At 42.8% G+C, this 14,716-nt stretch carries 11 protein-coding genes, 2 rRNA genes and 2 pseudogenes; 5 read left to right on the plus strand and 10 right to left on the minus strand.

Annotated elements, in window-relative coordinates; translation table 11 throughout:
- Positions 1-8: 8 nt before the first annotated feature.
- The 7 genes and pseudogenes from ACT3S9_RS12960 to rph all read right to left on the minus strand — a co-directional run bounded on the left by ACT3S9_RS12960 (position 9) and on the right by rph (position 8,000).
- Positions 9-2,895, minus strand: a 23S ribosomal RNA gene (locus ACT3S9_RS12960).
- 292 nt (positions 2,896-3,187) lie between these two features.
- Positions 3,188-4,723 (minus strand): 16S ribosomal RNA (locus ACT3S9_RS12965).
- The 16S and 23S rRNA genes sit together here, the layout of an rRNA operon.
- A 568-nt stretch (positions 4,724-5,291) precedes the next feature.
- Positions 5,292-5,519, minus strand: a pseudogene (locus ACT3S9_RS12970) (diacylglycerol kinase); the annotation flags it as partial.
- A 27-nt stretch (positions 5,520-5,546) separates the two neighbouring features.
- A complete protein-coding gene (locus tag ACT3S9_RS12975) occupies positions 5,547-6,308 on the minus strand; it encodes an IS5 family transposase (RefSeq protein ID WP_089367531.1) in 762 nt (253 codons plus the stop codon).
- Between the two features lie 88 nt (positions 6,309-6,396).
- Positions 6,397-6,555: pseudogene (locus ACT3S9_RS12980) on the minus strand (diacylglycerol kinase); the annotation flags it as partial.
- 64 nt (positions 6,556-6,619) lie between these two features.
- Positions 6,620-7,264, minus strand: coding sequence for an orotate phosphoribosyltransferase (gene pyrE, locus ACT3S9_RS12985; protein ID WP_441835060.1), 645 nt, complete (start codon positions 7,262-7,264; stop codon positions 6,620-6,622).
- A 22-nt stretch (positions 7,265-7,286) separates the two neighbouring features.
- Positions 7,287-8,000 carry a ribonuclease PH gene (gene rph / locus ACT3S9_RS12990; RefSeq protein WP_441835061.1) on the minus strand — a complete coding sequence of 238 codons (714 nt, stop codon included), beginning with the start codon at positions 7,998-8,000 and terminating at the stop codon, positions 7,287-7,289.
- Positions 8,001-8,178: 178 nt separating this feature from the next.
- Between rph and ACT3S9_RS12995 the strand changes: the two genes are divergently transcribed.
- Together ACT3S9_RS12995 and ACT3S9_RS13000 are read left to right on the plus strand one after the other, a co-directional pair.
- Positions 8,179-9,039, plus strand: coding sequence for a YicC/YloC family endoribonuclease (locus ACT3S9_RS12995; protein ID WP_441835062.1), 861 nt, complete (start codon positions 8,179-8,181; stop codon positions 9,037-9,039).
- A 191-nt stretch (positions 9,040-9,230) separates the two neighbouring features.
- Entirely contained in the window at positions 9,231-10,460 is a 1,230-nt protein-coding gene (locus tag ACT3S9_RS13000) for a tyrosine-type recombinase/integrase (protein WP_443487973.1), read from the plus strand.
- A gap of 162 nt (positions 10,461-10,622) precedes the next feature.
- Here ACT3S9_RS13000 and ACT3S9_RS13005 read toward each other — a convergent pair whose 3' ends face one another.
- The 3 genes from ACT3S9_RS13005 to ACT3S9_RS13015 form a co-directional block, all read right to left on the minus strand.
- Positions 10,623-11,108: a hypothetical protein gene (locus tag ACT3S9_RS13005; protein ID WP_444750966.1), complete on the minus strand. Its 486-nt coding sequence runs from the start codon at positions 11,106-11,108 to the stop codon at positions 10,623-10,625.
- A complete protein-coding gene (gene mobI, locus ACT3S9_RS13010; protein ID WP_444750967.1) occupies positions 11,101-11,658 on the minus strand; it encodes a conjugative transfer protein MobI(A/C) in 558 nt (185 codons plus the stop codon). The genes ACT3S9_RS13005 and mobI overlap by 8 nt, the downstream gene beginning before the upstream one ends.
- Before the next feature lie 296 nt (positions 11,659-11,954).
- Positions 11,955-12,365: a hypothetical protein gene (locus tag ACT3S9_RS13015; RefSeq protein ID WP_444750968.1), complete on the minus strand. Its 411-nt coding sequence runs from the start codon at positions 12,363-12,365 to the stop codon at positions 11,955-11,957.
- A 252-nt stretch (positions 12,366-12,617) separates the two neighbouring features.
- On the opposite strand from ACT3S9_RS13015, the gene ACT3S9_RS13020 reads away from it, so the two are divergent.
- From ACT3S9_RS13020 to ACT3S9_RS13030, 3 genes are all read left to right on the plus strand, one after another.
- Positions 12,618-13,439 (plus strand): replication protein RepA, encoded by an 822-nt coding sequence (locus ACT3S9_RS13020; RefSeq protein WP_444750969.1) that lies wholly within the window; start codon positions 12,618-12,620, stop codon positions 13,437-13,439.
- Between the two features lie 671 nt (positions 13,440-14,110).
- Entirely contained in the window at positions 14,111-14,350 is a 240-nt protein-coding gene (locus tag ACT3S9_RS13025; protein WP_443487978.1) for a helix-turn-helix domain-containing protein, read from the plus strand.
- Positions 14,334-14,546: a helix-turn-helix transcriptional regulator gene (locus tag ACT3S9_RS13030; RefSeq protein WP_444750970.1), complete on the plus strand. Its 213-nt coding sequence runs from the start codon at positions 14,334-14,336 to the stop codon at positions 14,544-14,546. The genes ACT3S9_RS13025 and ACT3S9_RS13030 overlap by 17 nt, the downstream gene beginning before the upstream one ends.
- The last annotated feature ends 170 nt before the right edge of the window (positions 14,547-14,716 follow it).

The raw sequence follows: 14,716 nt of genomic DNA on the forward strand, positions 1-14,716 counted from the left end.
GGCGTTGTATGGTTAAGCCTCACGGGTAATTAGTACAAGTTAGCTTAACATGTCACCATGCTTCCACATCTTGCCTATCAACGTTGTAGTCTTCAACGGCCCTTCAGAGACTTTAAAAGTCTAGTGAGAAATCATCTCGAGGCCTGCTTCGCGCTTAGATGCTTTCAGCGCTTATCAGTTCCGAACGTAGCTACCGGGCAATGCCATTGGCATGACAACCCGAACACCAGCGGTTCGTTCACTCCGGTCCTCTCGTACTAGGAGCAACCCCTCTCAATTCTCAAACGCCCACGGCAGATAGGGACCGAACTGTCTCACGACGTTCTAAACCCAGCTCGCGTACCACTTTAAATGGCGAACAGCCATACCCTTGGGACCGACTTCAGCCCCAGGATGTGATGAGCCGACATCGAGGTGCCAAACACCGCCGTCGATATGAACTCTTGGGCGGTATCAGCCTGTTATCCCCGGAGTACCTTTTATCCGTTGAGCGATGGCCCTTCCATTCAGAACCACCGGATCACTATGACCTACTTTCGTACCTGCTCGACGTGTCTGTCTCGCAGTTAAGCTGGCTTCTACCATTACACTAACCGTACGATGTCCGACCGTACTTAGCCAACCTTCGTGCTCCTCCGTTACTCTTTAGGAGGAGACCGCCCCAGTCAAACTACCCACCAGACACTGTCCGTAATCCCGATTCAGGGACCAACGTTAGAACATCAAAACTACAAGGGTGGTATTTCAAGGTTGACTCCAACAAAACTAGCGTCTCATCTTCAAAGTCTCCCACCTATCCTACACATGTAGGTTCAATGTTCAGTGCCAAGCTGTAGTAAAGGTTCACGGGGTCTTTCCGTCTAGCCGCGGGTACACAGCATCTTCACTGCGATTTCAATTTCACTGAGTCTCGGGTGGAGACAGCGTGGCCATGGTTACACCATTCGTGCAGGTCGGAACTTACCCGACAAGGAATTTCGCTACCTTAGGACCGTTATAGTTACGGCCGCCGTTTACCGGGGCTTCGATCAAGAGCTTCTCCCTAAGGATAACCCCATCAATTAACCTTCCGGCACCGGGCAGGTGTCACACCGTATACGTCATCTTGCGATTTTGCACAGTGCTGTGTTTTTAATAAACAGTCCCAGCCACCTGGTCACTGCGGCTCCAATTAGCTCAGGGAGTAAATCCCGTCACCCATCGGAGCGTACCTTCTCCCGAAGTTACGGTACGATTTTGCCTAGTTCCTTCACCCGAGTTCTCTCAAGCGCCTTAGTATTCTCTACCTGACCACCTGTGTCGGTTTGGGGTACGATTCGGTATAATCTGAAGCTTAGAGGCTTTTCCTGGAAGTATGGCATCAACAACTTCACCACCTTAGTGGCTCGTCTCGTGTCTCAGTCTAACAGTAACCCGGATTTACCTAAGTCACTAACCTACTCACTTTCACATGGACAACCATCGCCATGCTTGCTTAGCCTGCTCCGTCCCCCCATCGCAATTATACCAAGTACGGAAATATTAATCCGTTTCCCATCGACTACGCCTTTCGGCCTCGCCTTAGGAGTCGACTTACCCTACCCTGATTAACATGGGATAGGAACCCTTGGTCTTCCGGCGTGCGGGTTTTTCACCCGCATTATCGTTACTCATGTCAGCATTCGCACTTCTGATACGTCCAGCATGCCTCCCGGCACACCTTCAACCGCTTACAGAACGCTCCCCTACCACTCATCCTAAGATGAATCCGCAGCTTCGGTGCATAGTTTAGCCCCGTTACATCTTCCGCGCAGACCGACTCGACCAGTGAGCTATTACGCTTTCTTTAAAGGATGGCTGCTTCTAAGCCAACCTCCTGGCTGTCTGTGCCTTTCCACATCGTTTCCCACTTAACTATGACTTTGGGACCTTAGCTGGCGGTCTGGGTTGTTTCCCTCTTCACGACGGACGTTAGCACCCGCCGTGTGTCTCCCGGATAGTACTTTACGGTATTCGGAGTTTGCAAAGGGTTGGTAAGTCGGGATGACCCCCTAGCCTTAACAGTGCTCTACCCCCGTAAGTATTCGTCCGAGGCTCTACCTAAATAGATTTCGGGGAGAACCAGCTATCTCCCGGTTTGATTAGCCTTTCACTCCTAACCACAGGTCATCCCCTAACTTTTCAACGTTAGTGGGTTCGGTCCTCCAATTGATGTTACTCAATCTTCAACCTGCCCATGGCTAGATCACCGGGTTTCGGGTCTATACCTTGCAACTCATCGCCCAGTTAAGACTCGGTTTCCCTACGGCTACCCTATTCGGTTAACCTCGCTACAAAATATAAGTCGCTGACCCATTATACAAAAGGTACGCAGTCACCTAACAAGTAGGCTCCTACTGCTTGTACGTACACGGTTTCAGGTTCTATTTCACTCCCCTCACAGGGGTTCTTTTCGCCTTTCCCTCACGGTACTGGTTCACTATCGGTCAGTTGGGAGTATTTAGCCTTAGATGATGGTCCACCTATATTCAGTCAAAGTTTCACGTGCTCCGACCTACTCGATTTCACTTAAATTGCATTTTCATGTACGGGACTATCACCCTGTATCGTGGCGCTTTCCAGCGCCTTCCATTAACACAACAAAAGCTTAAGGGCTGTTCCGGTTTCGCTCGCCGCTACTTCCGGAATCTCGGTTGATTTCTTTTCCTACGGGTACTTAGATGTTTCAGTTCTCCGCGTTCGCCTCGTTAACCTATGTATTCAGTTAACGATACCTGCAAGCAGGTGGGTTTCCCCATTCGGAAATCTTAGTCTCAAGTGCTTTTTACTAGCTTGACTAAGCTTATCGCAAGTTAATACGTCCTTCATCGCCTCCAACTGCCAAGGCATCCACCGTGTACGCTTAGTCACTTAACCATACAACCCAAACGGGTCTTTGTTTTGTGACAGTTTAACTTCGCCAGAAGTTAATATTGAATACTAAAGTAGATACCAATCAATCAACTCATAAGAGTTAACTAAATGGCACTGAATGATACTGCTATCATTCTTTTTTACTTTTGAAAACTCTTGATAAATACAACGTATCTATCAGAATTTTATTATCAGCTTTTCCAAATTTTTAAAGAGCATATTAATTAGTAAGCGTTCGCTTTCTAACTAACAATCATCTGTGTGGACACTACGAACAAATAAGTTCTAAATCGTATAAGGAGGTGATCCAGCCCCAGGTTCCCCTAGGGCTACCTTGTTACGACTTCACCCCAGTCATGAATCACTCCGTGGTAAACGTCCTCCCGAGGGTTAGACTATCTACTTCTGGAGCAACCCACTCCCATGGTGTGACGGGCGGTGTGTACAAGGCCCGGGAACGTATTCACCGCGTCATTCTGATACGCGATTACTAGCGATTCCGACTTCATGGAGTCGAGTTGCAGACTCCAATCCGGACTACGACGCACTTTAAGTGATTCGCTTACCTTCGCAGGTTCGCAGCACTCTGTATGCGCCATTGTAGCACGTGTGTAGCCCTACACGTAAGGGCCATGATGACTTGACGTCGTCCCCACCTTCCTCCGGTTTATCACCGGCAGTCTCCTTAGAGTTCTCAGCATTACCTGCTAGCAACTAAGGATAGGGGTTGCGCTCGTTGCGGGACTTAACCCAACATCTCACAACACGAGCTGACGACAGCCATGCAGCACCTGTATCAGAGCTCCCGAAGGCACCAAACTATCTCTAGTAAGTTCTCTGTATGTCAAGTGTAGGTAAGGTTCTTCGCGTTGCATCGAATTAAACCACATGCTCCACCGCTTGTGCGGGCCCCCGTCAATTCATTTGAGTTTTAACCTTGCGGCCGTACTCCCCAGGCGGTCTACTTAATGCGTTAGCTTTGAAAAACAAAACCGAAGTTCCGAGCTTCTAGTAGACATCGTTTACGGCGTGGACTACCAGGGTATCTAATCCTGTTTGCTCCCCACGCTTTCGTACATGAGCGTCAGTGTTGACCCAGGTGGCTGCCTTCGCCATCGGTATTCCTTCAGATATCTACGCATTTCACCGCTACACCTGAAATTCTACCACCCTCTATCACACTCTAGTTTGCCAGTTCGAAATGCAGTTCCCAGGTTGAGCCCGGGGCTTTCACATCTCGCTTAACAAACCGCCTGCGTACGCTTTACGCCCAGTAATTCCGATTAACGCTCGCACCCTCCGTATTACCGCGGCTGCTGGCACGGAGTTAGCCGGTGCTTCTTCTGTCAGTAACGTCACAGATTGCAGGTATTAACTACAACCCTTTCCTCCTGACTGAAAGTGCTTTACAACCCGAAGGCCTTCTTCACACACGCGGCATGGCTGCATCAGGCTTGCGCCCATTGTGCAATATTCCCCACTGCTGCCTCCCGTAGGAGTCTGGGCCGTGTCTCAGTCCCAGTGTGGCTGATCATCCTCTCAAACCAGCTAGGGATCGTTGCCTTGGTGAGCCATTACCCCACCAACTAGCTAATCCCACTTGGGCCAATCTAAAGGCGAGAGCCGAAGCCCTCTTTGGTCCGTAGACGTTATGCGGTATTAGCAGTCGTTTCCAACTGTTGTCCCCCACCTCAAGGCATGTTCCCAAGCATTACTCACCCGTCCGCCGCTCGTCAGCAAAGTAGCAAGCTACTCTCTGTTACCGCTCGACTTGCATGTGTTAGGCCTGCCGCCAGCGTTCAATCTGAGCCATGATCAAACTCTTCAATTAAAAGTTTTTTCTGTCCTTCCCATAAAGGGAGCGGACATGCTCAATGAATTCTGAATTTATTTAATATCTTTCGATATTGAATTGACTGTGCTGAATAAATAAATTTATTCCGTTGGTCACTCAGTTCAATTGAGACTCTAAATTTTTTGCCTCATCTAGCGAACTAGAATCGGCTGTTAGAACTCAATCTGTACGAGCGCCCACACAGATGATTGCTTTATATTGTTAAAGAACGTTGCGATTAAAGCGCTTTGCTTTACCTCGCTAGGGCTGCGCATATTACGCTTTCCTATTTTTTTGTCAACACTTAATTTTAAACTTTCTAAAAAATCTAAACTCAAGTTTTACTCGACTTACTGACTTGCTGCTTGCCTCGCTAAGCGTTGCCTGCTCTGCCGTGTCAGTGGGGTCGCATTATAGGGAGGACAGATTTTTACGCAAGCGTTTTTTAAAGAAAACTTGAAATAAAGTACTGTTCGCTGAGTATTTGAGCTAAATGTGTTAAAAACACAACATAACTAGCACTTTATTAACATTTTAGGTGTACTAATTGGTTTATATAGAGGGTTTACTGAAATAACTTTATATAGAAACTCGCACCCCAAACGATCATAACGATCAACAATGAAAGTGTTACCGCCGCAGATCCCATATCTTTTGCTCTTCCTGATAGCACATGGCGCTCAGTACTAACACGATCTGTTAATGCCTCGATTGCTGAGTTAAGTAATTCAACAATTAATATGATCAATAATGTGCTAATTAATAATGCCCAGTGTAGTAAGGATGTAGCTAGGGGCTGTTGATCTTTGTAGTACATATATCAATCAGCCCACATTGGTAGCCACATCATAGTAAATGCTAAAGCGAGCATTGAATGATAATTTCGTTCAAGCTTTTCATACCGCGTGGCTATCCCTCTATATTGCTTAATACGGCCAAATGCATTCTCAACCAAGTGCCGATATTTGTACATGCACCAGTCAATATCTTCATTGCCTACTAAACTGTTGCCCTTACGTGGAATAACGGGTGTAGCGTTATTATCACGAACAAACGCTCTCAGTTTTTCACTGTCGTAGCCTTTATCTGCGACAACCATATTACTTGTTGGGCAATTAGCTACGAGTGACTCTGCATGGACGATATCATGCGTATTCCCACAGGATAATTCATAATAAACAGGCAACCCTCCGCTATCGACTGCAAGATGAATTTTCGTAGAATTTCCACCTCGGCTCTTTCCAATTGATTCATTGTCAGCAGTTCTTGCACCGCAACTATGTTGATGAGCCCTGACAATACTGCCATCAATGAAGACCCAATCCATGTCCGCATCACGAGATAATGCGCGAAACAGTTCATTCAAAATCCCTTTTTTGGACCATAAATTAAACCGTCTGTAGATAGCACTCCAACGGCCAAAATCAGAAGGTAAATCTCGCCATGGAATACCTGTGCGCATCTTATACAGTATGCCTTCGAGCGTTTTTCTATGGTTGGGCTTATTATAAATTCGACCACTTAAGTACATTACTTTTGATAAGACATTCCATGTCCCGTCTGTTAACATTAATCTTGGCATGTAGGTTCGGTGTAAAGTTTTCTGGCGAATTCAATTATACCTTATCTTCATGCTGTTTGTTTTTCATACCACAAAGATCAACACGCCCTAGCCAAAATGAAATAGGTAGTAACACTATACTAAGTACAAGCTCCTGCCTAAAGGCTGCTTCTTCTTTAAAAGCAGCTTTAAAACCAAGGTAAGAACAATACGTTGCTTTAAAAACTCGCTTTAGGCCAAGGCCATTAGGCTTGAATACATCTTTCATTTGTAAGCTCTGTTAATTATAGTCAAAAGAAAGCCCCGCTTAGCGAGGCTTTTAAAATTTATATTTACGCTACACCGTATTGGTCACGATACGCTTTAACAGGTGCTAAATGCTCTTCCATTGTACCTTTAGTTTCAAGGTAACTAATTAAATCAGCAAGCTTTACAATTGAGATAACTTTAGTATTAAAGTCGCGTTCAACCTCTTGTATTGCTGAAAGCTCTGCTTTACCTTTTTCTTGACGATCTAGTGCTATTAATACGCCACTTAAGTCTGCGCCATTATCTGCAATGATTTCCATTGATTCACGAATTGCAGTACCCGCGGTGATCACATCATCCACCAGCATGATTTTACCATTTAGTGGTGAGCCTACTAATGTACCACCTTCGCCATGTGCTTTTTTTTCTTTACGATTAAAGCAGTAAGGCATGTCTTTATCATAATGATCAGCAAGAGCAACCGCCGTGGTCGTCGCGATAGGGATGCCTTTATAGGCCGGGCCAAATAAAACATCATAATCAATTGCTGCATCTTCTAAAGCCGCAGCATAAAAACGACCAAGGCGCGCAAGGTCGCGACCGGTGTTAAATAAACCCGCATTAAAAAAATATGGGCTAGTACGCCCAGACTTTAAGGTAAACTCACCAAACTTTAGTACCTGCTTTTCAAGAGCAAATTCAATAAATTCTCTTTGATAATTTTTCATTGCTATTAAACCTATTCCCCTATTAAGCGAGTGCTTGCTTTTGAACGTCGATAATTTCGCGAATTGAATGCTTAGCCAATGTCAGTAGCTCATCAAGCTCGTCAAACGAAAACGGTTCACCTTCAGCTGTACCTTGAACTTCAATAATTTTACCTGTTTCAGTTAAAATCACATTCATATCTGTTTCAGCATCAGAATCTTCCAGATATTCTAAATCACTAATAGCTTGGCCTTTGTAGACACCAACTGAAATTGCCGCAATCATAAACTTAAGAGGATTTGAATTGATCATACCTTTACTACGCATATGAGTAAGTGCATCAACTAATGCTACACACGCACCACTTATAGAAGCTGTACGCGTTCCACCATCGGCTTGAATAACATCACAGTCGATAGTGATAGTGTTTTCACCTAACGCTTTCAAATCAACGGCTGCGCGAAGTGCGCGTGCAATTAAGCGTTGAATTTCCATAGTACGACCGCCTTGCTTACCACGCGACGCTTCACGACCATTACGGGTATGAGTAGCTCGCGGTAACATACCGTACTCGGCATTTACCCATCCCTTACCTTGGCCTTTCATAAAACGCGGTACACCTGATTCAACTGTTGCTGTACAAAGTACTTTAGTATTGCCAAACTCAACCAGCACAGAGCCTTCAGCGTGCATAGTATAATTGCGCGTAAATGTAACCGGTCTAATTTGGTTAGGTGTTCTTTCGCTTGGACGCATTAACGATCCCCTTTATTCTGAATTTGCCATATTATAAGTCGATGTGAGGCTAGATGCCATGCCGATTTACATAAAAGACCATTGTAAAATTCTCATCAACAAAAATTTCCGCTAGAGCTTCACCAGTGTTACGGTATAATCATCGTAATATTGTATTTATAAATTTAGGAAAATATCCATGATCCACAGTATGACAGCTTATGCGCGTCGCGAAATAAAAGGCGATTGGGGGACTGGCACGTGGGAAGTTCGTTCAGTGAACCAGCGCTATCTTGAAACTTTTATTCGCGCACCTGAGCAATTTCGTGGCATGGAGCCAGTAATTCGTGAGCGTCTGCGTAAGCACTTACAACGCGGTAAAGTAGAGGTCTTCTTAAAATTTGTAGCAAACCCTGCGCATGTTGGCGAGCTATCAATTAATCAAGCACTTGCTGAGCAACTTATTAATAGTGCTAAGTGGGTTCAACAACAAAGTAACGGCGATATTAATCCAGTTGATATCCTACGCTGGCCAGGTGTAATGGAAGCTGAAGAACTCGATATGGACAGTGTTAACACCACTCTTATTTCAGGTTTTGACCAAGTAATCGAAGACTTTAAATCAGCCCGCGCTTCTGAAGGGGCCAACCTTGAAGAAATGATAGCCACCCGCCTTGATGCAATTTTAGAGCAAGTTACAGTAATCGAAACACATATGCCTGAAATTGCAAAGTGGCAGCGTGAAAAACTAAACCAAAAGCTCGAAGATTTAAAAACAGATATCGACGAGTCTCGTCTTGAGCAAGAGCTTATTTACCTTGCGCAAAAGCAAGATGTTGCTGAAGAGCTAGACCGTTTAAAATCACACGTAAAAGAAACTAAAAAAATCCTTAAAAAAGGTGGCGCTTGTGGCCGCCGTTTAGATTTCATGATGCAAGAATTTAACCGCGAAGCAAACACCCTCGCTTCTAAATCAATCAACAGCAACATCACCAATGCAGCTGTAGAGCTTAAAGTATTGATTGAGCAAATGCGCGAGCAGATCCAGAATATTGAGTGATTTATTTTAATTACTCGTAACTTCCCTAATCCTTCCAAAGCCCTTTAAATTAAGGGCTTTATTGTTTATACACTTTCCCCTTCCTTCCCATATGTACCAATTTTGTGGTGAGTTCACCGGTGAGTACGAAACAGTTGCAAAAGTTATGAGTGGTGAGTACTTTATATGTAGCTCATAAGAGGAATTTCACCATGACGGCGTTAACTGCAACAAAAATCACATCACTAGACAGAAAAAAACAACACGGTAAATATGCTGATGGTCTCGGCTTATATTTTGTTGTGCCTAAAAAAGGCCAGTCGTATTGGTCTTATCGCTACACAGTTCATAAAAAAAGACGGGAGATGACACTAGGCAAGTACCCTTTTATGGGCCTTGCGGATGCTCGTAGTGAATTGCTATCGAAAAAGCGTGAGTTAATGAACGGGCTAGATCCCCTGGTGGCAAGAAAGAAGGAAGCTTGGTCAGGTATTGAAACCATGGATCATTTATTTGAAGACTGGTTTACCAATGATATTAAACCTCGATTGAAGCACCCGAACATTCCTGCTCGCTTGTACCGTAAGGAGATAAAGCCAGTTATCGGTGATATGCGAGTTGAGAAGGTAAATGCTCGCGACGTTAGAGAAGTTTTACAGCGCATTAAATTAAGCAACCGACCAAGCATAGCTAATGATGTACTGATGTATATGAAACAACTTTTCCGTCACGCGGTGAAGCTTGATTTAACACTAAACAATCCCGCTTCAGCATTTGGCACTAATGATGCTGGGGGTATTGAAAAGTCACGTGAAAGGGCCTTATCCTTAGCTGAAATAAAAGAAGTGACTGCTGTTTTTCGAAAGCACATGGACCGCTTTGGTATGGATAATTACATCGCTGTTTGCCTTTATTTAGTACTAGGTATCCGCAAGTCTGAGCTTACTGAAGCATCCTGGAGTGAGCTAGACCTAGATAAAGGTGAATGGATAATACCAGACGAGCGCGTAAAAAAGGGAAAAGGTATAGCCATTCCCCTACCAGCCCAAGCAGTCAAATGGTTCAATATACTCAAAGCTCGCTCATTTGGTTCAGAATATGTACTACCAGCACGAAGGGGAGCTAGCAAACCCTTTATTGGCTCAGATACCATAAATAGGGCTATTAACAAAATGTTTGGTATTGAACAAGGTCGCAAACGACCCGCCCCTAATTTAATGGGAGATATCCAGCATTTTACTGTTCATGATCTCCGTCGTACCTTTCGCAGTCAGGTGTCAGCATTAGGCTTTAGTGGTGCAGTTGGTGAGCGCGCGATTAATCATAGTTTGAAGGGAGTTGAAGGTATATACGACAGATATGACTATTACGAAGAACGCCGGCATGTCCACCAAAAGATTGCAGATGTTATCGAGCCACTAGTTTGGACTGAACTTGATTAATTTCCGAAGGTACTACAAATAAAACACTGATTTTAATTTGAAAATAAGCTGTATTAGTTCAGACAAAACCTGAGCTAGTACAAATAATACTTTAGCTATTATTAGCCAGCGGCTATTTAACTTTCATCAAGCCGCTAGCTAATTATTTACAAGTTTGCACTATCAGATCTTTTCTAAGCTTACTCGCAATGCTCTGTAGTGCTTAGTAAGTTTCTGCAAACGAGATTGGTGTTTATAAAGTAATTCAAAGTTGTTAATGACACAATCATAAATTGAGCGTTCCCAACCTGGAATATTACCAAAACTATTTCGAATGAGTTTATAATACTCAATTCGTTTAGGCGATTTGCGCCCCCCATAGAAAATTCCTCGATGCCACACATAACTTATTCCTTTTTTTAGAAAGCGGACATTAAGTGCATACTCAAATGGATAATTTACCCCAAGTTCAGCTGCGGCCGCTCGATGGCAGTCTGTAAAATTTAAAACAATATCGTCAGCGTACTCTTCTAGGCGACCTCGTTGTGATTCTATCCATTCTTCGACTAAATTAAGGTCGCTGGGCACTGGATCAAACCCTGAAAAGCTGACTACGCGTAGTAAACGTAAAAACTCATACTCATACTCATACTCATACTCATTACTCATTGTTTGCTCCTGCAAATCCACTTAAAAGACATTCCAATGAATCTAGTAACCGAAGGTTCATTGATGTTTTTCGTCTAATGATTGTTAAATTTTGATTTATACGGCGGCACAATCTGAAAGCTAGTTCTGTATCCAAAATAATAGGAAGCTCCCAGTCATGCGCTCTATTGAATCGATTGTTGAAGTAACCATGCTCTCCTTCCTTTGGCAAGTAATGGCTAATTACATTGTGTTTGCCACTACCGTCGTTTTTCCTTTTAAATTGATTGTAATACCAACTAAGTTCAAACTTTGGCGCAGCGAGTCTTACACGACAACCATAATGTCCAGGGTAGCCATCTGTTAAATCGGTCCGGTGAGCACGATTGTGGGACCAAAAATAATCAGCTGCTCGATTTGCTAAGTAGGCCAAGCGAACTTGGTCTATACGACACATATTATGAGTGTGTGTTGCAAAGTTACGACTATCGGTAAACGCTCTAGTAACTAAGTTTGTATTGTTGGTGCGCATGTTCGCTTGCCATGCTTGCATATATTTATCAAAGTCCATGCTTTTCTCCTTTTAATGAACTTCGTCAATACTAAAATGCAACGATCGAAAAGCATGCATGGCTAATTGCCGTTTTTGGGGAACTCTAGCCATTTATATCAAAATAATTTCTTGCAAAGGCTGTCAAAGAGCCAAGGGAACTTTCCAATTCCTTTCCAGATACCTATCTGATGTGGGAAATTCCCACTTTATTCCATGTAATTATTTGGAGCGTTACAGGGAAGTACTCCGTGCCTAGACAGAATAATGTGGGAAATAGCCAATGTGAGGTGTAAACCTTGTTTCTACTGGGAAAGTTATCGATACTCTTCGTAAAAATGATATAACGGATGCGTAAGCTCAATCATAGGGTGTCTACCGAAGGCATCTAATATATCACCAGTCTTATTCAGACCAAACGACACATCCTCAAAGTCAAGCGGCTCATCATTTGAGCTTCCTGTAAATTTCTGAGCGCTACAATTAACGTTAAAATCATTTCTAAACTGACTTTGGTTACTAAACTGATTCAGCTCACTAAACTGAGAAAAGAAATGTCGCATAGTCGATATAAAGCCAGTTATCCCTTTTATAATAAGCACACTCATGCTATTTAAGCCTGCCAACACCAAGGAAAAGGGTGTGTAACCTAAATTTGATAACCAAGCTTCGATTGCACCGAATACTAATAACCCGACCGACGACCATAACCAATATCTTTTAAGCATTGTCTTACCCTCGTATTACTTTATTACAAGCTTAGCATGATGTTCAAAAGTGCAACGTTGTAGTCAACGAGCACCCCCAAAAGTTTCACATGTGAAAGTTCCCAAGGCATGGTTCGCTACAAGTAACATAAAGAAAAAACTGACACTATAGTGCTGTAACTGCCCAAATTGGCGACAAACACATGCTTGGTTACTTCCCAACTCGATCAACAATATTGCACACACACAAACCACGAAAATGATGCTGAATAAATGAAACTCAACTGCAGTAGTGAAAAGCTTGAGCGATACATTAAGCTGCTTGATATGCAAAACGAAGCACCTGAAATAGTGTATTACCCCAGTTTGTTTTGCCAGCTTTCACTACCCATGGCACGTACTGATGAAGGGTTGTTTACTCGAGATTCAGGCCAAATTGAAATGCAACTACGTACTACCAGTCAATTACCTTATGGGTCTATCGCTAGGCGTATTTTATATTACACCGCGAATAATTTAACTCAGAGTGGCACCGTTAATTGGCCTAAATCACAAGCAGCTTTACTCAAAGCTATAACCTTAAGTACTAGTGGATCTGATGTGAGGCGCTTTAAAACTCAGTTTAACGCGCTTTCAAACACAAGATTTACCGTGATAAGAGACGGACATAAAATAATAGATGATGCATTTTTATTTCAACGGTTAGAGATGCCTAACCAAAAAAAGGCATTTCCACAGCTATCAGAAGCCATTAAAAAGCATATTTACCAATCTTGTACACCGCTAAGTAAAAGTGCTGTAGAGGCACTCATTAAAACTCCATTCGCATTTGATTTATATACTTGGCTGACTTGGCGTGCGGTATCTCTGAAAAAGCCAATGACCCGTATCAGTTGGCGTCAGTTACATTGTCAGTTTGCTAGCAATCAAAACCTATCATCGTTTAAGCAGAGTTTTAAGCGGCAACTAATGCTAGTTATGCAGGCCTACCCAGCTATCACTGATAAAGTTTTTTGGGATCAAAGTATATTGACTCTAAAACGTTATCAACCACATATACAGCCTTATCAGAGACAAAAAGCTATCCATAAATAGTGGTGAATTGGCGTGCGGTATCTCTGAAAAAGCCAATGACCCGGATCAGTTGGCGTCAGTTACATAGTCAGTTTGCTAGCAATCAAAACCTATCACCGTTTAAGCAGTGTTTTAAGCAACAACTAGCACTCGTTATGCAGGCCTATCCAGCTATCACTGATAAAATTTTTTGGGAGCAAAGTATATTGACTCTAAAACGTTATCTGCCACATATATAGCCCTATCAGTAACAAAAGTTACCCACAAAAAGTTGTGGATAAGCCTTTTTATCCACGTGCTTCTACCTATCGCTAACTCTAAGCTCTTCAACCACTGCTAACACCAACCCAGCAGCTAATCTAACCTTTAAGATTACGAAAACTAACACGTGCATTTATCTATCGCTTTACGTTCTTCTATTCATAAAACACGTGCATTTACCTATGTAAGCCATAATAAAAATAAAACTTTTTATATTAATATCAATAACTAAAAGACTCTTTGCGTTCTTACCAATTAATACAATTACTAGATCAATTAACCAATTATTATCAGCACTAAATTATGGATAAAAAATAAGGGTAAACTGCTATAACTGCCCAAAATGGGAAACTACAGACCCGTCGTTTATATACTAATCAAGGTAACCTAGGGATGTTGATTAAAAACAGTAATATCAAAGGAGAAAGCCCATGTCACCTGAATTACAGATGATTAGCCAAGCAATGTCTGAATTAAAGAAAGTACAGTTGGTAACAAAAGAATATATGACCGCTGAAGAATGCGCAAAATACTTAGGCCTATCTCGTTCGGCTATTTACAAGCTGACTCATAGAAAAGAAATTCCACACTTTAAACCGAGTAAACGCGTCATGTTTAAACGTTCTGAAATTGATGCTTGGATCCAACAAAGTTATGTCCCTACAAAATAATAAACAAACCAAACCATCGCTAACAGCAGCGTTTGATCAGTACATTGATGAAACGCTGCGAAAAGAGATAACCGGTATTAGCAGAACAGCCTGGTGGCGATTAGAGCGACAAAATAAAACGCCTCCGAGTTATCGTATTGGTTCACTTAAGCGGTGGTTGTTATCAGAGGTGCTGTTGTGGCTCCAAAGTAATTAAGTTTTTATATAAAGCTAGGCATAAAGAAATACTTACAATGTTAAAATATGTGGCTAGTTCATTTGAGTTGAAATTGCCAGGACATGGCTTTGATTTCATTCAATTATAAATATTGACAAAATATATAGTGAATCGGATCCGAGTTAACAAGCACAGATCCGTTTTATTAT

Origin of the sequence: Pseudoalteromonas sp. AOP31-A2-14 (assembly GCF_052378035.1) — a bacterium.
Taxonomy (GTDB): Bacteria; Pseudomonadota; Gammaproteobacteria; order Enterobacterales; family Alteromonadaceae; genus Pseudoalteromonas.

Excerpts from the sequence above, each read along its gene's own strand:
- ACT3S9_RS13020 (WP_444750969.1), top strand. The coding sequence starts at position 12,618 with ATGAAACTCAACTGCAGTAGTGAAAAGCTTGAGCGATACATTAAGCTG.
- mobI (WP_444750967.1), bottom strand. The coding sequence starts at position 11,658 with ATGGACTTTGATAAATATATGCAAGCATGGCAAGCGAACATGCGCACC.
- ACT3S9_RS13030 (WP_444750970.1), top strand. The coding sequence starts at position 14,334 with ATGTCCCTACAAAATAATAAACAAACCAAACCATCGCTAACAGCAGCG.
- ACT3S9_RS13005 (WP_444750966.1), bottom strand. The coding sequence starts at position 11,108 with ATGAGTAATGAGTATGAGTATGAGTATGAGTATGAGTTTTTACGTTTA.
- pyrE (WP_441835060.1), bottom strand. The coding sequence starts at position 7,264 with ATGAAAAATTATCAAAGAGAATTTATTGAATTTGCTCTTGAAAAGCAG.
- ACT3S9_RS13015 (WP_444750968.1), bottom strand. The coding sequence starts at position 12,365 with ATGCTTAAAAGATATTGGTTATGGTCGTCGGTCGGGTTATTAGTATTC.
- ACT3S9_RS12995 (WP_441835062.1), top strand. The coding sequence starts at position 8,179 with ATGATCCACAGTATGACAGCTTATGCGCGTCGCGAAATAAAAGGCGAT.
- ACT3S9_RS13025 (WP_443487978.1), top strand. The coding sequence starts at position 14,111 with ATGTCACCTGAATTACAGATGATTAGCCAAGCAATGTCTGAATTAAAG.
- rph (WP_441835061.1), bottom strand. The coding sequence starts at position 8,000 with ATGCGTCCAAGCGAAAGAACACCTAACCAAATTAGACCGGTTACATTT.
- ACT3S9_RS13000 (WP_443487973.1), top strand. The coding sequence starts at position 9,231 with ATGACGGCGTTAACTGCAACAAAAATCACATCACTAGACAGAAAAAAA.
- ACT3S9_RS12975 (WP_089367531.1), bottom strand. The coding sequence starts at position 6,308 with ATGCCAAGATTAATGTTAACAGACGGGACATGGAATGTCTTATCAAAA.